The sequence below is a fragment of the Arthrobacter sp. CG_A4 genome, assembly GCF_035985125.1.
GTDB lineage: Bacteria > Actinomycetota > Actinomycetes > Actinomycetales > Micrococcaceae > Arthrobacter.
The window spans coordinates 16049-32599 of the sequence record NZ_JAXCID010000020.1 but is presented as its reverse complement, the minus strand read 5'-3'; the positions used below and the strand labels follow the sequence as shown (position 1 = coordinate 32599).

Below are 16551 nucleotides of genomic sequence, written 5' to 3'. Positions count from 1 at the left end.
GTTCCTGGCCGGTTTGATAAAAAAATACGGGGATGATCGGTTTCGACGATGTTAGTCGCGACAGGTGAAGCGGGCCGAGGATGCAGAATTATCTCGTAAACGCTGTCTGCAAACCAATAAGTGCCGAATCAAAACGCACTGACTTCGCTCTCGCTGCCTAAGCAGTAAGACAGTCCGTCAGCCCGAGGTTGCTATTGCCCCGGATCCTGGCGTCATTTAGATAGCCACTGCTGTTTACCTCCGTCATCGGGGTGAACGGGACTCTTAGATGACTGGGCCCGGATCAGCCAGCTGTTCGCAGCATGGCAGGGGCCGAGAAAATCCGATGCGAACTGCGCCCGGAGAAGCCCTGACAACACGACATCGGACGGGGGTTCAATTCCCCCCATCTCCACATGGGAGCGCCGGAAACGGAGCTCCACCCCGTATAAGTTTGACGCAGTACAAGTTACACGCAGAACAAAAAGGCCGGAAGCTGATGCTTCCGGCCTTTTTGGTGTGTCAGACAGTCCTTGCGGTGCCGTTCAGCGCTTCTTGATATGCGCCACAGGGTCCGCATGCGTTTCCGCGACGTTCTTGGTCTTCTTCTCAGCCCGTTTTTCCTTGATGGTCTTCACCGGTTTTTTGGCCTGGTGCCGGTGCGGAGATTTGTCAGGCATTGCGCCCTCCCTAAAGGCAGAGAGGCCGGGATGGCCCCGTGCTCTTTAAGTTACGCCTTCGGCACTGCGACGTCCACGATGCCGACGAACCGGCTTCCTACACCCTCATACTCGCTGCGGATCAGCCCGCTACCGCGCAGCGGGATCTCATCCGAGTGGTGATCCGCGCAGACAACGTAAGTGAAGTCCGGCCACCACTTCTTGGGCCGGGCGGCCTCGGAGAACCCGCAGACCGCACACGTCAATTGGACCCAGACCGGGCGCTTGCCCGTCCGGTTGGCCTTGGACTGGACCAGCCACTGCGGGGGACTGTCCAGCAGTGCGCCAAGCTCGGCATCGCTAAGCCGGGAGGGGATACCGTGACGGTGTGCCATTTCCAGCGGAATGTCGAGGATCTGGGCTGCAACACGACGGGTAATCATACTTCAACGATACGTGACGGCAGGCCTCCGGACGGCCCGGCAGGCGGCCCCGGCGCCCCGGTGTTAGGCTCATCACAGACCCGTGCCGCCCCCGCAGAGCACTGCAGCACAGGAGCCAGCGAGGAAGGCAGCTGCCATGTCCCCAAGCCCCGCCGCGGCCATGACCGCCGTCGAGAAACGCGTCCTTTACGTCGCGATCGTCGCGTCGTTCATCGCCTTCCTGGATGGTTCGGTAGTCAACCTCGCCCTGCCTGCGATCGGGCGGGAGCTTGGCGGCGGACTGGTGGTCCAGCAATGGGTGGTGGATGCGTACCTGCTGGCCCTGGGCGCCCTCATCCTGGTGGCGGGTTCCCTGTCGGACCAGTTCGGCCGGGTGCGGGTCCTGAAATGGGGGCTGGCCGGCTTCACGGCCACGTCGGTGCTGTGCGGCCTCGCCTGGAGCGGCGAGTCGCTCATCCTTTTCCGCGGCCTGCAGGGGATCGCCGGCGCCCTGCTGGTGCCCAGCTCGCTCGCCATGATCGTGACCGTCTTCACCGGCCCGGCGCAGTCGCTGGCGATCGGGCGATGGTCGGCCTGGACGTCCGGTGCCATTGTGGCGGCACCGCTGCTCGGCGGGCTCTCGGTGGATCTCTGGACCTGGCGGTTGATCTTTTTCCTCAACGTAATTCCGGCCGCGGCGGTCTGGCCGGTGCTGCTCAAACTGCACGAACTGGACCATGAGCGCACACCCGGCAGCCGGATCGACGCGGCGGGGACCGTCCTGGCGGTCATTGGCCTCGGCGGAATCGTCTATGGTTTCATTGAACGCGGCAGCCTGGGCTGGTCGGCCCCGCAGGTATGGCTTCCGCTGGCGATCGGCGCGGCCGCCCTGGCCCTGTTCCTCCGCCACGAGGCCCGGACCTCCGCTCCGATGATGCCGCTGCGGCTCTTCGCCGTCCGCAACTTTGGCTGGGGCAACATTGCGACGGCGGCGATCTACGGCGGGCTCTCACTCGGATTCTTCGTCCTGGGACTCTTCCTGCAGCAGGTCGCCGGACTGGGCGCCACAACGACGGGCCTGGCCCTGCTGCCCCCCACTGTCATCCTGCTTCTCCTGTCCTCCCGGATGGGCGCCCTCGCGGGCCGCTACGGGCCCCGCTGGTTCATGACCGCCGGGCCGCTGCTGTGCGCGGCGGGCTTCCTGCTGCTGATGCGGGTGGGCCTGCCGCTGGACTATTTCGGGCAAATCCTGCCGGGGCTGCTGGTCTTCGGACTGGGCCTGGCCGTGACGGTGGCGCCGCTTACGTCCGCCATCCTGGGGGCTGTGGAGCCGGAAGAGGCCGGCATCGGTTCCGCCGTCAACAACGCAGTGGCGCGCATCGCGGGGCTGGTGGGCATCGCCGCCGCCGGGCTGATCACCGGACCGGAGATCACGACGTCGGGCGTGGTCAGTACCGTTGTGGTCACCGCGGTGCTGTTCTTCGCGGGCGCGGTGGCGTCCGCCGTCGGCATCCGCAACCGCCCGGCGACGGCCGGGGTTGAGTAGTCCCCGAGTCAGGAGTCAGGCGGCGTACCCGGTGAGGGCCAGGCCAAGCGCCGCAGCCGCGAGCCCGGCGATGAGGTTGGCGGCGACATTGAGCGCGGCGGCGCGGTACCGCGCCTCACTGGCCAGCCGCACCGTGGCGGTGGTCCAGGAGCTGAAGGTGGTGAGGCCGCCCGCCAGGCCGGTCACGAGTCCGGCTTGCCACTCCGGCCCGAGCCCCAGCTCTTTGGTCACACCCATGGACAAGCCGATGATGAAGGACCCGGCGACGTTGACCAGCAGGGTTGCCCACGGCCAGTGCGGCCGGGGGCCGGGGCGGTGCGCAAACCAGGAGTCGGCGGCGAAGCGCAGCAGGGCCCCGGCGACCCCGAAGATGCCCACCAGCAGCGGGGTGATCATGACGCTGCGCCCCCCGCGTCGGCCGGTGCCTTGCCGGCCAGTGCCGTGCCGGATTTCCAGCCGGCCGCGGCGGCGCCGAGCCCCAGCACGACGGAGAGTACCAGGTAGGCCAGCCAGATGCTGTGGAAGCCGCCGCGGAACTGCTGGTCCGCCGAGTACACCACTGCGGAGAATGTGGTGAAGGAACCCAGCAGGCCGGGGCCGAGGCCGGCACGGAGCCAGACGGCCGTCCGGGGCCGCGCGATCCAGAGGGTGGTGAGGGCGGCGAGGACAAAACTCCCGGCGACGTTTATCACCAGGGTGGTCCACGGCACGGCGCCGGACGCCTCCGGGAACAGCAGGCCGGCACCGTAGCGCAGCTCCGTTCCGAGCAGGCCGCCGACTGCGACGGCTGCCCACGCACGCCAGCCGGGCAGTCCCGGGCGTCTCACCGCAGGGCCTTCCGGCACCGTGCCCGCCACTCAGCGCCCGCCACCTAGCGCCCTTCGACGCTGCAGCCGGCGTGGGCCGCGCCGCTGTGGACCCACAGGGCGGCGGTGACTTCCCCGGCGAGGTCGAATTCCCGCAGGGTCCCGCCGGAGCCGATGCGCACCACGAGCGCCCCGCCGAAGGGCTTCCGGCCCAGCACCTCGACGTCGGCGTCCAGATCGATCTCTTCGGCCGCAAGGTAGCGCAGCAGCTCGGGGTTTTCATCGCTGATCCGGGTGATCCGGCCGGTGTGGCCGTCGTCGAGTTCGCTCATCCGGTGCGCCGGCGGCATCAGCACGGAGCCGTCGGCGGCCGGGATCGGATCGCCGTGCGGGTCGCGGACCGGATTCCCCAGCTTGGCGGCCATCCGCTCGATGAAGGTGTCCGAGACGGCGTGTTCTAACAGCTCGGCTTCGTCGTGGACCTCGTCCCAGCGGTAGCCGAGCTCCCGGACGAGGAAGGTTTCGATCAGACGGTGACGCCGGACCATGGACAGGGCCAGTGTGACGCCGTCGGGCGTGAGGGTGATGGCGCTGTAGGGCTGGTGGTCCACCAGGCCCTGGTCCTTGAGCTTGCGGACCATCTCGGAGACCGAGGAGTTGGCGACACCCAGGCGCTGCGCGAGCTGCGTCGAGCTGATGGGTTTGTCCTGCCACTCAGTGAAGGTGTAAATGACTTTGACGTAGTCCTCAATCGAGGAGGAGGGGGCACCGGTCTTCACTGACCCAACCCTACCGTCAGCCGGCGCCGGTGAGCGTGAGCCACAGCAGGACGACGTTCAGCGCCACCACCAGCACCACGCTGATGATGCCGGCGATCCGCAGCGGCATGCCGTCCGCGAAGCGGCCCATCAGCGCCTTGTCGCTGGTCAGCACCACCAGCGGGATCAGGACGAAGGGAATGCCGAAGCTCAGCACCACCTGGCTGAGGATCAGACCCCAGGTGGGGTCGAAGCCGACGGACAGCAGCACAACCGCCGGGATCAGCGTGACCACGCGCCGGACCATCAGCGGGATGCGGATCTTGAGCAGACCCTGCATGATGGTTCCGCCCGCGTAGCAGCCCACGGAGGTGGAGGCCAGGCCGGAGGCTAGCAGGCCGACGGCGAAAACGACGCCGATGATCGGGCCCAGATTGGCCGTAATCGCCGCGTGGGCCCCCTCGATGGTGTCGGTACCGGCCACGCCGCCCAGGGTTGACGCCGCCAGCAGCAACATGCCGATGTTCACCACGCCGGCGATGGCAAGGGCCACCACGACGTCGAGCCGGGTGGCTTTGACGAGCCGGATGATCGCGGGCAACGGAACGTGCAGGTGCGGGTTGGGGCGGTGCCGGTCCCGGGACAGGGCCGAGTGGACGTAGATGGCGTGCGGCATCACGGTGGCGCCGAGCATACTGGCGGCCAGCAGGACGGTGTCCGGGCCCTGGAAGCCGGGGATCAGCCCGGCCGCCACGCCGGCCGGATCCGGCGGGCTGATGAAGAGCCCGGCCAGGAAGCCGATGCTGATGATGCCGAGAAGGAAGATGATGACGAACTCGAAGGGCCGCTGCCGGTTTTTCGCCTGCACCGCCAGCAGGAGCATGGATACCGCGCCGACGATCACGGCCCCGAGCGGGAGCGGCAGTCCGAAGAGCAGGTACAGTGCGATGGACCCGCCAACGACCTCGGCCAGGTCGGTGGCCGCGGCCACGATTTCGGCCTGGGCCCAGAAGGCGCGGCGCCAGAAGGGCTTGAGGCGTTCGCCGAGGATTTCCGGCAGGCTCTTGCCGGTGACGATACCGAGCTTCGCGGACTGGTACTGGACCAGCACGGCCATGACGTTGGCGGCCACCAGGACCCAGACCAGGAGGTAGCCGTACTGGGCGCCGGCGGTGAGGTTTGCCGCGACGTTGCCGGGATCCACATAGGCAATCGAGGCCACGAAAGCCGGGCCCAGCAGGCCAAGCAGGGCCCGGCGGGCGCCTGGTTTCCGGCCGGGCACCTTCGGTGCCGATGGTTGGTATCCGCTTACTTCCAGCACGGCGGGCCCCTCTGGATCGGTTGGTCAGCTGGCCCGCTGTGAGAATGGTCGGTTTACCAGCCATGACGCCCGGTGTGGGCTGGCGGTGCGGCCCGCGCCATTGTTTGTTGGGACCTGCAAAAAGTTGTTAGGACTACCGAAACCATAAGCCTCTGCGCCGGTAACGCGCAATCCGGCCGGCAACAGCGCAGCGGCTATGAGACGGCGTCGTCAGGCCCGGACTGCGCGCCATGCCTGGGTTAGGTAGGGGAGCCGCAGCGGCTCGCCGGGCCCGTGGCCCAGCTGCCCGTGCAGGTACCAGTCGAGGTTGCCCAGCACCTTGGTCCGGGTAGGCTCCGAGGCCTTCAGATAGTAGCTGCGGGACTTGGCCAGCGCCAGGATGTCCGCGGTTGTGACCGGGTCATCCCAGCGGGTGAGGTGGCTCTCCATACCGGTGAATTCCGGACCCAGCGGCGGCGTGAAATGCGGTTTGTGGACATCCCCGGCGTGCATGATCCGGGAGAGCCGGTGGACCCACGGGACTGAGGTGTCCAGCTGGTTCCAGATCAGGCCCAGGACGCCGTGCGGGCGCAGGATCCTGGCGAACTCCGTGCTGGCCAGGAGCGGATCGCACCAGTGCCAGGCTTGGGCGACCGTGACCAGATCGAAGGCTTGAGCCGGCAATCCTGTGTGTTCGGCGGTGCCGGTGACGGCGGAGACGGCCGGGAGCATCCGGCGCAGCTGGTCCAGCATGCCGGCGGACGGATCCACTGCCACGGCGTGCAGCCCTCGTGCGACCAGCAGGGCGGTGAACTTTCCGGTGCCGGCGCCGATATCCGCGGCGTCCTGCGCCCCGGCCGGGATCAGCCAGTCGGCCGACTCTGCGGGGTAGCCCGGGCGGACCCGCTGGTAGTGTTCGCCGCCGTCCTGGAAGCTCTGCCCGAGCTCCTGGCGGCGCTCGCGGTCCAGTTTGGGGCCGCCGCGTGTCACGTGCGATCTCCTTCGGCCAGATCCGGATGGTACCTCTCGAATTTACCGCACCCTGCGGAGGAGCGTTTCCAGCCCAGGCCGCTAGCTCGGGTCGCTGGTGGTCATTTTCCCTGGTTCGTCGGGGTCAGGCTGGACCGGGTCCTTCGCATGCCGGGGGACATGCCCATTCTTCGAACCCGGGACTGGGCTTAATGGCACTATGTCCATCCGCTGGCTCCGGCGCGGGGCATGTCCCTGAGCCCGGCCGTCCCACACTCCCGGACCCGAACCCCCGACGAACTAACCAAAATGTCCGCTAACCCAGGCCGCAGGGTGCCGCCCCGGCGGTGCCGGGCGTGTTGGGCGCCCACTGCGGGTAGCTGCGGGAGTCGTTGGCCGGCACCCAGCGGCCGGCATCCACCACATAATCCCAGCCCAGGCCGTTCTCCCTCAGTTCCTCCAGCCCTGCCAGCAGCCGCTGGGCGTCCTCCATCCGGGAGCCGACGCCGAAGCTGGCCCGCAGCGAGCCGGAGGGCAGCCCGAGCCGGCGGAGCAGCGGATGCGCGCAGAAGCGGCCGTCACGCAGGCCGATGCCGTGCTCCGCGGACAGGTACGCGGCCACCAGGCCGGCGTCGTAGCCCGCCACGGAGAAGTTGACGACGCCGATGCTGCCGCTTCCAGGCCCGCCGCCGTCAGGCCCGCCGTTGTCGCGTCCGCCGCCGTCCGGCCCGCCGATGTCGCGTCCGCCGTCGTCAAGGCCGGAGTCGGAGAAGATCCGGTGGACGGTGACGCCGTCGATCCGCTGGAGCCCCTCGACCAGGAAGGACCGGATGGTGTTCTCGTGGGCCTGCCACTGCTCCGGATCCAGGGCAGCGATCACCTGGGTGGCCCGGGCTAGGGTTGCGGCGCCCAGGACATTGGGGGAGCCGCCCTCGTGCCGGGCCGGCCCGGTGGTCCAGCTGACCGTGTCGAGCCGGGCGTCCTGCACGGCCCCGCCGCCGGCCAGGTGCGGGGTGCCGGCGTCCAGCCAGTCCGGCCGGCCCACCAGGACGCCGGCGCCGAAGGGCGCGTAGAGCTTGTGGCCGGAGAAGGCGAGGTAGTCGACGTCGTCCGCGGCGATGTCGATCCTGCGGTGCGGGGCCAGTTGGGCGGCGTCGACCACGATCCGGGCGCCGAACTCGTGGGCCAGCGCTGCCAGCGCGCGGATTGGCAGGATTTCGCCGGTGACGTTGGAGGCGCCGGTCACGGCGAGCAGGCTGACGCCGCCGTGGGACAGTTCCCCGCGGAGCCGCTCCAGCGTGGCGGCCACGGTGGGGGCGGCCACAACGCTGCGGTGCGGGACGGCCTGCCACGGCAGCAGGTTGGCGTGGTGTTCGATGTCGAGGAAGAGCACCTCGCCGGTGTGTTTGCCGCCGGCGACCGGCAGGCAACCGGCGAGCAGGTTCAGTGAGTCGGTGGTGTTCCGGGTGAAGATCACGGAGTCGTCCGGGCGTCCGCCCACGAACTCGCGGACGATCGTCCGGGCGTTCTCGTACACGGAGGTGCTGATCTGGGAGGCGTAGCCGGCGCCGCGGTGGACGCTAGCGTAGTACGGCAGGATCTCGTTCAGGTAGGCCGAGACGACGGACAGCGCGGGTGCGGAGGCGCCGTAGTCCAGATTGGCGTAGCGGACGTGGCCGCCCTGGATCAGTGGCGCCTGGATCTCGGCGCCGGTGACCGCCGAGAGCGGCCGGCGGGCGACGGCGAACGCGTCGTCCGGGCGCCCGGCTTCTGCACCGGGGTGGAACCCGGGGGCAAATCCGGAGTTGGCGGGAAAAGTGGCAGTCGTCATGGGACCTCGCTCGAGACAGGACCCCATTTGCCGGGGATCCGCGCTTGCCGGGTCCGTTCCGGACCGGCCAGGTCGTCACCCGGGGCACCCCGCCGCGAAGGAGGGTTGCCGGCCAGCAAACCGGGGTTTAGCGCTGGCACTCGTGACCTGCTTCGAGCCTAGGACATCCGCGCCGGCGGCGAACAGGGAGTGCCGCATTGTGAAGCGCTTTGTTACGCGGCGCCACGAACGGGCACCCTCAAATACGACAATCGACGGCCGCCGCCGTCGATTGTCCGGCAGCCGCTAGAGCAGGTCGTCTAGTCCCGGGTTGAGGCGCCTGAGCACCTCGGAGTGCAGGATCGAGTTGGTGGCCAGGGCGTTGCCGCCGAACGGGCCATCTTCCCCCTCGAGGGAGGTGAAGCGGCCGCCCGCCTCGGTGACGATGGGGACCAGCGCGGCCATGTCGTAGAGGTTCAGTTCGGGCTCGCACGCGATGTCGACGGCGCCTTCCGCCACGAGGCAGTAGGACCAGAAGTCGCCGTAGGCGCGGGTGCGCCAGACCTCCTCGGTGAGGCCGAGGAATTCATCCAGGTTTCCCCGCTGCTTCCAGCCGCCCAGGCTTGAGTAGGACAGTGAGGCATCCGAGAGCTCAGAGACGTTGGAGACCTTCAGCCGGGTCGCGGCGGCCAGCGAGCGGCCCATGTACGCACCGGCGCCCTTGGCAGCCCACCAGCGCTTGCCCAGTGCCGGGGCGCTGACGACGCCGACAACCGGCTCGCCCTCGTCCACAAGAGCGATCAGGGTAGCCCAGACGGGAACGCCGCGGACGAAGTTCTTGGTCCCGTCGATCGGGTCGATGATCCAGCGCCGCGAGCCGTGGCCGGAGCTGCCGAACTCCTCGCCCAGCACAGCGTCGCGGGGTCGGGAGCGGGAGAGCTGGCCGCGGATGGCTTCCTCGACGGACTTATCGGCATCGGTGACCGGCGTCAGGTCCGGCTTCGTCTCGATCCGAAGGTCGAGCGCCTTGAAGCGGCTCATGGTCTGGGAATCTACGGAATCTGCCAGTACATGGGCAAGGCGCAGGTCATCGTTGTAGCTCGAAGCGGGTTGACTCATGGTTCCAAGCTACCGCCAAAGCGGGCAGCCGACCGGGAGGCTGCGTCGCTGCGCCACGGGAAGCGGGACAGGCGGGCGCAACCGACACGTCAGGAGACGGTGCCCAGTTCCTTGACGTCCTGCGCTTCCATCCGCGGGTCGGTGCCCAGCAGCCGGCGCAGCGAGGTCAGCCGGGCGGGGCCTGACGGGCCGGCATGTCCCCCCGCTACCCAGGCGTCGACACCGCAGTTGACGGCGCTGGTGTTGTGCTTACAGCCCCGCTCGCAGCGGTCGGTGCCGGGTTCCAGATCCGGGAAGGAACGCAGGATCCGGTCCGGGTCCACATGGGCCAGGCCGAAGGAGCGGATGCCGGGGGTATCGATGATCCAGCTGCCGGACGGCGCATCGTTGACCTTGAGGGCCAGCGCCGAGGAGGACGTGTGCCGGCCGCGCCCGGTCACGGCGTTGACGCCGCCGGTGGCGCGCTCGGCCCCGGTCAGGGCATTGACCATGGTGGACTTTCCGACGCCGGAATGGCCCAGCATCACCGTGACCTTCCCATCGAGGTAGCCGCGTAACTGTGAGACGGCGTCCTTGTCGAGCCGTGCCGAGAGCCCGTCGTCCGAGCGGGCGTCGATTCCGGAGGCGGCTGAATCCGCCGTCTTGGAAATGATCACCGGGAACGCGAGGTGCTGATAGTTGGACAGCAGCCCGGCGGGATCCTTGACGTCGGCCTTGGTGACGAGCAGCAGGGGAGAAATGCCGGCGTCGTAGGCGGCCACGAGGGCGCGGTCGATGAAACCGGTCCGGGGTTCAGGGTTGGCGGCCGCCACCACGATCACCAGCTGGTCGGCATTGGCGACGACGGCGCGTTCGATCGGATCGGTGTCGTCCGCGCTGCGCCGCAGCAGGGTTTTGCGGTCCTGGATCCTGACCAGCCGGGCCAGGGTGTCCGGCTCGCCGCTGACGTCCCCCACAAGGGAGACGAAGTCGCCGGCCACCACAGGGTTGCGGCGCAGTTCCCGGGCGCGGGCGGCGATGATCTTGCGTTCCTCGCCTGTGCCCTCGCCGACGACGGCGGTGTAGCGTCCGCGGTCGACGGTGATGATCCGGCCGGTGACGGCATCGTCGTAGCTGGGCCGGTCCTTCGTACGGGGGCGTGAGCCCTTCTTATTGGGGCGGATCCGGACATCGGATTCATCCCAGGAGTCAGTGCTGCGTGCCACTGGCGGCGTCCTTGTCTGCCGGGGGTGCGTCGGACGGGGGTGGGTCCGCGAGGGGTGCGTCTGCAGCGGATGCGTCCGCCGGGGGTGCGTCTGCCGGGGGTGCGTCCGACGGGGCGGGCGTCCCGGGGGAGGACTGGGCCAGCATGGCTTCCCACAACCGGGGGAAGTCCGGCATGGTTTTGGCCGTGGTCGCGATGTCCTCGACCTCGATGCCGGCTACGGCCAGGCCCAGGATGGCGCCGGCGGTGGCCATACGGTGGTCCGCATAGCTGTGGACGGCGCCGCCGTGCAGCAGAGCGGGCCGGATAATGAGGCCGTCGGACGTCTCTTCGGCGTCGCCGCCGAGGCGGTTGATCTCGGCCACCAGTGCCGCCAGCCGGTCCGTTTCGTGGCCGCGGAGGTGGGCAATGCCGCTGAGCCGGGAGGATCCGGAAGCCAGGGCACAAAGGGCAGCCACGGTGGGCGCGAGTTCGCTGGTTCCATCGAAGTGGGCGCCCTTAATCTCCGGGCCGCCGGTGACGGTCAGGATGCCGTCCTCCAGCGTAACGGTGGCTCCCATGGTGGTGAGAATGCTGCGCCAGAGGTCTCCCACCTGGGTGGTTCCGGCGGGCCAGTCCGGGATCCGGACCGTGCCGCGGGTTGCCAGGGCTGCCGCGAGGAAGGGGCCGGCGTTGGAGAGGTCCTGTTCGATGCGGCGGTCGAAGGCGCGGATGGGCCCGGGGGAGACAGCCCAGTGGTTAGGGACCGAGTCATCCACGGTCACTCCCACGCCGCGCAGCACGGCGACGGTCATGGTGATGTGGTCCATGCTGGGCACGGGCTTACCTGGATGTTCGGTGCTGCGGTGTTCCAGGTGCAGCCCGTCCGTGAAGCGCGCACCGGCCAGCAGCAGAGCGGACACGAACTGCGAGGACGCGCTGGCATCGATGACAAGGTGCCCGCCGCGGACCTCACCGGTGCCGTGGACGGTGAACGGCAGGGACGACGCCGGCCCGCCGTCGGCCGCGCTGACAGCGACGCCGAGCCCCGTGAGAGCCTCGACGATGGTGCCCATCGGCCGGTTGCGGGCGTGCAGGTCGCCGTCGAACAACGTATCTCCGTGACGCAGTGCCGCCACCGGGGGGACGAAGCGCATGACGGTGCCGGCCAGGCCGCAGTCGATTCCGGTGCCGGCCGCAGGGCTGTCCAGGCTGATGGGGGTGATTTCCAGGTCGGGGCCGAAGGCACCGTCACCGGGGACCTCCGTGATGGTGGCGCCGAGCCGGCGCAGCGCCTCGATCATCAGGGTGGAGTCCCGGGAGTGCAGCGGCGCCCGCAGTCGCGAGGGCCCGTCGGCGATGGCAGCCAGCACCAAATACCTATTGGTCAGGGACTTGGAGCCCGGCACGGTGACCGTCGCGTCGACGGGCCGTCCGGCGAACGGTGCCCGCCAGAGCGGGGCGACGCCAGCCGGGACGGGGAGGGCAGCTGCGGTGGGGGTGGTGCCGGCCATGTGCTTGCTTATGCTCCGACGGTGTGGTCTACGGCCTTACGTACCGCTTTGTCGGCTTTCTTCAGCTGCTTGCCCGTGGTCTTCCTGACGTCCGAGGCGAGGTGGCCGGCGTTCTTCCTGGCGTCGGCCGCGAGGTGCTCCGCGCGCCAGGCCAGGCTGGGCTTGCCGTTCGTGTCCACGGAGGCCAGCAGCACGCCGCCCGTCAGCGAGACGTTCTTCAGCAGCTGCTTGCGGCGGGCGTCGCGGCCCTCCTTGGAGGTGATGTCCGCGCTGCGCCATTCGACGTAGCCATTGAGGGCGGAGATGACGGCCAGGACGGTGGCGGCAAAGCGGGCAGACTTGCCGAGCGCGAAGAGGACGCCGGCACCTACCTGGGTGCCGCCGATGACGCGGGCCAGCACCTTTTCATTGGTCTGGAACGGCAGGGACTCAGCCGCGCGGCGCAGCAGGGGGGACAACTGCGCCGCAGTGTCATCCGCATTCTTCAGCTTGTCCACACCGGCAAGGACGAAACTGGAGGCGAGCATGGGGCGGGCGAGAAAGCGGACAAACGGCATGAATTTCCTCCTGAAGAGACGAACCGCGGAATCGACGCGGGAGAACCGGTTCCAGTCTTGCACTTTTGCGGAATATTTGCCCGCCGGACGTGGTTGTCAGTGACAGGTTCCAGCGGCTCTTCGATGGCTGGATTTTGAGTCGGATCAGCCCGGTAGCCGGGCTGCAACACACGGGCACGGCCGGACCAATCCGGTGCGGCCCGGGGAGGCGGAGATTTGATTCTGGTCAAGGACAGTGTGGAGCTGGCAGCAGATCCCCTGCAAGCGTGGGGCGTCGCCCGCCAGGATGGTTCCGGTGCCCGCCGGATGGTGACAGTAGACTTGAAGGCGATGAGCACCATGGATCCGGCCGTTGCGGCCATGCACGAGGTAGCCGGAAACGGTACCGCGCCCGCCAAGTCACCTGTTGCCGGGCCCGCCGGCGCACCCCGTGAGGCTGCCCCGGCGGCTGAGGAAGGCCTGGCTGCGCCGGGTGTCGATGCCCAGGGTGTCGATGCGCCGGTCAACGAAGCCGCCGTCCGGGAGACGATTGTGGATGGCCGGCCGCTGGACGTCGCGGTCGAGTCGGCGGACGAGCGCCGGGTCCGTTTTGAACGGGACGCCATGCAGTATGTGGACCAGTTGTACTCCGCGGCCATGAGGATGGCAAGGAATCCCGCAGATGCCGAGGACCTCGTCCAGGAGGCCTACACCAAGGCCTTCTCCGCGTTCCATCAGTACAAGCCCGGCACCAACCTCAAGGCCTGGCTGTACCGCATCCTCACCAACACCTACATCAACCTCTACCGCAAGCGGCAGCGCGAGCCGCTGCAGTCGAATTCGGACACCATCGAGGACTGGCAGCTGGCCCGCGCCGAGTCGCACACATCCTCGGGGCTGCGTTCGGCTGAAGCCGAGGCGCTGGACCACTTGCCGGATTCTGACGTTAAGCGGGCGCTGCAGGCGATCCCGGAGGAGTTCCGCCTCGCGGTGTATTTCGCCGACGTCGAGGGCTTCGCGTATAAGGAAATTTCAGACATTATGAACACGCCGATCGGGACCGTTATGTCACGGTTGCACCGGGGCCGGAAGATGCTGCGGGATATGCTCGCCGACTACGCCGCCGAGCGGGGATTCAAAGCCGCAAATACCGCTGCGGCGCCCGGAAGCAACAAACAGGAGAACAGGAAATGAGCGACTGCCAGGGACTGGGCGATTGCGACGACGCCCGGATGGAACGTATTTACGAGTATCTGGACGGGGCGCTTACGCATGATGACATTGCTGAGATCAAAGATCACCTGGACGGGTGCCCGGAGTGTTTTGAGCAGTACGACCTCGAATGTGTCATCCGCGTAATGGTGAAGCGTTCGTGCACGGAGGCGGCACCGGAGAACCTTAAGAACGCGATCCTCGACAGGATCCATACAATCCGGCCCGTCGAAGCCTGAGCGTCCGCGTCCCACGGCCACAAAACGAATGACCCCGGAATCCTCAAGGATTCCGGGGTCATTCGTTTCAAGCTGTTAATTCAAGCTTTTGCTTAGGCGTTGGGGCGCTTGCCGTGGTTCGCGCCGCCACGCTTACGGTCACGACGTTTACGTGCACGTTTGCTCATAGCTGGCCTCCTTAATATTGGTACTCACAAGAGCTGCCCTCAAGTCTCCCACATCGGGACCCGGGCCGCGAACCGGCGGTCTGCCCGCCAGCTGCCTCAGTCGAGCGAATTGCGGATCGAGATCCGGGCCTGGTCCAGCACCGTCTTGACCGTCTCCAGTGTCACTGGAGTGATGGGCTGCCGGCCGCCGTGGCGGCGCAGCTCCACCCGGATGTCGTCGCGGAAGGTCTGGACCAGCATTTCCGCTTCGCGCAGGCGCCGGTCGCTCTCCTGGGAGTAGCGCGGGCCGGTGAGTGCGCCGACCGTGGATCCTGCCGCACGGGCCGTGGAGCGTGCCGCCTCCGCCGTCGCGGCGAGGTCGGCCCGCAGCCCGCGCATATTCTCCCGGATATCCTGCCGCAGGTTGTCGGCGAGACGGCGGACCGAGGCCGAGATGTCATCCTCCACTCCGGCCAGTTCATCCCGCCTGCTGTTGAGCTCAACGAGGCCGGCCGGGGTGATGCTGTAGTTGGTCCGGCGGCCCTCCGTCCGGGTGGCCACCAGACCTTCCTCCTCCAACTTGCCGAGCCGCGGGTAGATGGTGCCGGCGCTGGGGGAGTAGGTGCCGCCGAACCGTTCGCTGAGTGCCTTGATGAGTTCGTAGCCGTGCTTGGGGCCGGACTCGAGCAGCGCGAGCAGATACAGGCGCAGCGCTCCGTGGGCAAAGACCGGAGGCACTAGTGCCCCGTTTCGGGATCCGCGGTCGGCTGGCCGTGGAAGACGGAGGTTTTTCCCGAGACGGAGTTGGTGCGGACCAGCATGAGCTGGGCATCAGGTCCCGCGATGGTCTCCACGGCACCGCCGGGCTGGGAATATTTCTGGTCATCGATGACCACAGTGCCGCTGGCGGTCTTGGCGATAATGTCCACGCCGACGTCGTGCGGCAGCCGGATAGTGACGTCCCCGGACACGGAATTCGAGCCGAAGTCCTGGGTGAAGCCGTGCAGATCGAAGCCCAGGTCGCCGCTGACGGTGTTCGCCCGGACATGGCTAAGATCGCCCGAGGCTGTGACCTCGCCGGAGACGCTCCTGGCTGTGAAGACGCCCTGGTGGCTGCGGGCGATCACCTCGCCGCTGACGGTGTTCACGGACAGGTTCCCGGACGTGCCGTCGGCCAGGACAGAACCGGAGACAGTGTTCAGCCGGGTGTGCCCGCTGAGGCCGGATACCATGCCGTCGCCGCTGACGGTTCCCGCCTCGACCTCGACGCCGGCCGGCAGGGCGATGCTGACGACGACCGAGTTGCTGCTGCTGTTGTTGACGGTGCCCATGAGGTTCTTGAACCAGCCCTGCGGGCCGTGCAGCTGGTGCCGGATCTCGAGGCGCCCGTTGACCAGGCTGATCGCGAGAGGGTCGCCGGAGACCTCGGAAACCTCGATCCGGGCAACGGCCTCGTCGTGGGTGACGACGTCGAAGCGGCCCCGGACGATCCCGAGCTTGAGCGAGCTGACGCCGTCGACGTCGATGGTCTGCGGGCCGGTGACGGTCCACGTGTTTCCTGCCGATTCGTGTTCTGTCATGGTTCCTCCGGGAAGGCGCTACGGATGCCAATCATTGCGATATATCGCGACTACGAAACTCACGATATATCGCCTTGCGCCCCGGGGTCAAGGCCAGCTACTCCGGCGTGTCAATGCCAAGCCACTGGAACCAGCCGCGGTGCAACACAAGCCACGCCATCAGCCCGTAGCCCGCCTGCCCCGGGGTGCCGTTGTTTGCCGCGAGGTCCTGGCGCCACTGCTCGTGGTTCAGCAGCGGCGAGAAGGTGTCCACGTAAAGGTGCTTGCGGCGGTTGGTGACATCGGCGAAGGCCGTGTTGAGCTCGCCGAGCCTGCGGTTCTGCGCCGGGTCCAGGGTTGGCGGCGGACCTACCACAAAGACCTCGATTTTGTTCTGCGAGGCGGAATCCAGGATGTTAGCCAGGTTCAGCCGGCTGCGTGCCGTGGAGAGCCCGAATTCGATGTCGCGGCCGGAGAGCCCGATCACCAGGCGGTTCTCGTGGCTGGTGCTGAAGCGGCGCCCGGTCTCCTGGAGCCAGCGCGCGGCCAGCCCCTCGGTCCCTTCCTGCGGGCACGGCAGGGAGTAACTTTCCAGGGACATGCCGTCCTTGGGGGTGCGGGCAAGCACCCGGCCCAGCCAGCCCAGCGCGCGGGGGTCACCCAGCCCGGCCAGCAGTTCATCGCCAACGGCTGCGATCCGCAGCTTTCGATCTTCCACGACTACCTCTTCATTCCATAGCGCTAACGAGACGCAGTCCACCAGACCACGCCGGTCCGGAAACGCCGGTTAAACA

19 protein-coding genes, 1 other RNA gene and 1 riboswitch are annotated in these 16551 nt (G+C 67.9%); of the genes, 4 read left to right on the top strand and 16 right to left on the bottom strand.

What is annotated here, in order from left to right; all coding sequences use genetic code 11:
• The first annotated feature begins 28 nt into the window (after positions 1–28).
• Positions 29–397, top strand: a transfer-messenger RNA (tmRNA) gene (ssrA, locus tag RCH07_RS10330).
• A 127-nt stretch (positions 398–524) separates the two neighbouring features.
• Here the strand turns inward: ssrA and RCH07_RS10325 are convergent.
• Both RCH07_RS10325 and RCH07_RS10320 read right to left on the bottom strand, forming a co-directional pair.
• Positions 525–659, bottom strand: coding sequence for a hypothetical protein (locus RCH07_RS10325; protein ID WP_326967381.1), 135 nt, complete (start codon positions 657–659; stop codon positions 525–527).
• A gap of 50 nt (positions 660–709) precedes the next feature.
• Entirely contained in the window at positions 710–1081 is a 372-nt protein-coding gene (locus RCH07_RS10320) for a hypothetical protein (protein WP_326967380.1), read from the bottom strand.
• Positions 1082–1217: 136 nt separating this feature from the next.
• Between RCH07_RS10320 and RCH07_RS10315 the strand changes: the two genes are divergently transcribed.
• Positions 1218–2606, top strand: coding sequence for an MFS transporter (locus RCH07_RS10315; protein WP_326967379.1), 1389 nt, complete (start codon positions 1218–1220; stop codon positions 2604–2606).
• A gap of 15 nt (positions 2607–2621) precedes the next feature.
• Here the strand turns inward: RCH07_RS10315 and RCH07_RS10310 are convergent, their stop codons facing one another.
• The 10 genes from RCH07_RS10310 to RCH07_RS10265 all read right to left on the bottom strand — a co-directional run bounded on the left by RCH07_RS10310 (position 2622) and on the right by RCH07_RS10265 (position 12622).
• Complete coding sequence (locus tag RCH07_RS10310) at positions 2622–3002, bottom strand: fluoride efflux transporter FluC (protein ID WP_326967378.1); 381 nt, start codon at positions 3000–3002, stop codon at positions 2622–2624.
• Complete coding sequence (locus RCH07_RS10305) at positions 2999–3433, bottom strand: fluoride efflux transporter FluC (protein WP_326967377.1); 435 nt, start codon at positions 3431–3433, stop codon at positions 2999–3001. Before RCH07_RS10305 ends, RCH07_RS10310 begins: the two co-directional genes overlap by 4 nt.
• A gap of 44 nt (positions 3434–3477) precedes the next feature.
• Positions 3478–4191, bottom strand: coding sequence for a metal-dependent transcriptional regulator (locus RCH07_RS10300; RefSeq protein ID WP_326967376.1), 714 nt, complete (start codon positions 4189–4191; stop codon positions 3478–3480).
• Positions 4192–4207: 16 nt separating this feature from the next.
• The gene (locus RCH07_RS10295) at positions 4208–5491 is read right to left on the bottom strand and encodes an Nramp family divalent metal transporter (protein ID WP_442784804.1); all 1284 of its coding nucleotides are present in this window, start codon (positions 5489–5491) and stop codon (positions 4208–4210) included.
• A gap of 210 nt (positions 5492–5701) precedes the next feature.
• Entirely contained in the window at positions 5702–6460 is a 759-nt protein-coding gene (locus RCH07_RS10290; RefSeq protein WP_326967375.1) for a class I SAM-dependent methyltransferase, read from the bottom strand.
• A gap of 295 nt (positions 6461–6755) precedes the next feature.
• Positions 6756–8270 (bottom strand): aminotransferase class V-fold PLP-dependent enzyme, encoded by a 1515-nt coding sequence (locus tag RCH07_RS10285; RefSeq protein WP_326967374.1) that lies wholly within the window; start codon positions 8268–8270, stop codon positions 6756–6758.
• Between the two features lie 35 nt (positions 8271–8305).
• Positions 8306–8418, bottom strand: a riboswitch (SAM riboswitch).
• Positions 8419–8555: 137 nt separating this feature from the next.
• On the bottom strand, positions 8556–9368 hold the full coding sequence (gene hisN / locus RCH07_RS10280) for a histidinol-phosphatase (RefSeq protein WP_326967373.1): 813 nt from the start codon (positions 9366–9368) through the stop codon (positions 8556–8558).
• An 89-nt stretch (positions 9369–9457) separates the two neighbouring features.
• On the bottom strand, positions 9458–10573 hold the full coding sequence (rsgA, locus tag RCH07_RS10275) for a ribosome small subunit-dependent GTPase A (RefSeq protein ID WP_326967372.1): 1116 nt from the start codon (positions 10571–10573) through the stop codon (positions 9458–9460).
• Positions 10557–12065 (bottom strand): 3-phosphoshikimate 1-carboxyvinyltransferase, encoded by a 1509-nt coding sequence (gene aroA, locus RCH07_RS10270; protein ID WP_326967371.1) that lies wholly within the window; start codon positions 12063–12065, stop codon positions 10557–10559. Before aroA ends, rsgA begins: the two co-directional genes overlap by 17 nt.
• 8 nt (positions 12066–12073) lie before the next feature.
• Positions 12074–12622, bottom strand: a complete 549-nt coding sequence (locus RCH07_RS10265) for a DoxX family protein (protein ID WP_326967370.1) — start codon at positions 12620–12622, stop codon at positions 12074–12076.
• A 243-nt stretch (positions 12623–12865) separates the two neighbouring features.
• On the opposite strand from RCH07_RS10265, the gene RCH07_RS10260 reads away from it, so the two are divergent.
• Positions 12866–13795 (top strand): sigma-70 family RNA polymerase sigma factor, encoded by a 930-nt coding sequence (locus tag RCH07_RS10260; RefSeq protein ID WP_442784807.1) that lies wholly within the window; start codon positions 12866–12868, stop codon positions 13793–13795.
• Positions 13792–14052, top strand: a complete 261-nt coding sequence (gene rsrA, locus RCH07_RS10255) for a mycothiol system anti-sigma-R factor (RefSeq protein ID WP_326967369.1) — start codon at positions 13792–13794, stop codon at positions 14050–14052. The genes RCH07_RS10260 and rsrA overlap by 4 nt, the downstream gene beginning before the upstream one ends.
• A gap of 92 nt (positions 14053–14144) precedes the next feature.
• On the opposite strand, the gene RCH07_RS19290 is transcribed toward rsrA, so the two are convergent.
• The 4 genes from RCH07_RS19290 to RCH07_RS10240 form a co-directional block, all read right to left on the bottom strand.
• Positions 14145–14219, bottom strand: coding sequence for a 50S ribosomal protein bL37 (locus RCH07_RS19290; protein WP_104061284.1), 75 nt, complete (start codon positions 14217–14219; stop codon positions 14145–14147).
• Between the two features lie 96 nt (positions 14220–14315).
• Positions 14316–14936: a PadR family transcriptional regulator gene (locus RCH07_RS10250; RefSeq protein ID WP_326967368.1), complete on the bottom strand. Its 621-nt coding sequence runs from the start codon at positions 14934–14936 to the stop codon at positions 14316–14318.
• Positions 14936–15778, bottom strand: coding sequence for a DUF4097 family beta strand repeat-containing protein (locus RCH07_RS10245; RefSeq protein WP_326967367.1), 843 nt, complete (start codon positions 15776–15778; stop codon positions 14936–14938). The genes RCH07_RS10250 and RCH07_RS10245 overlap by 1 nt, the downstream gene beginning before the upstream one ends.
• 97 nt (positions 15779–15875) lie before the next feature.
• Positions 15876–16475, bottom strand: a complete 600-nt coding sequence (locus RCH07_RS10240; protein WP_326967366.1) for a GDSL-type esterase/lipase family protein — start codon at positions 16473–16475, stop codon at positions 15876–15878.
• Positions 16476–16551: the final 76 nt, after the last annotated feature.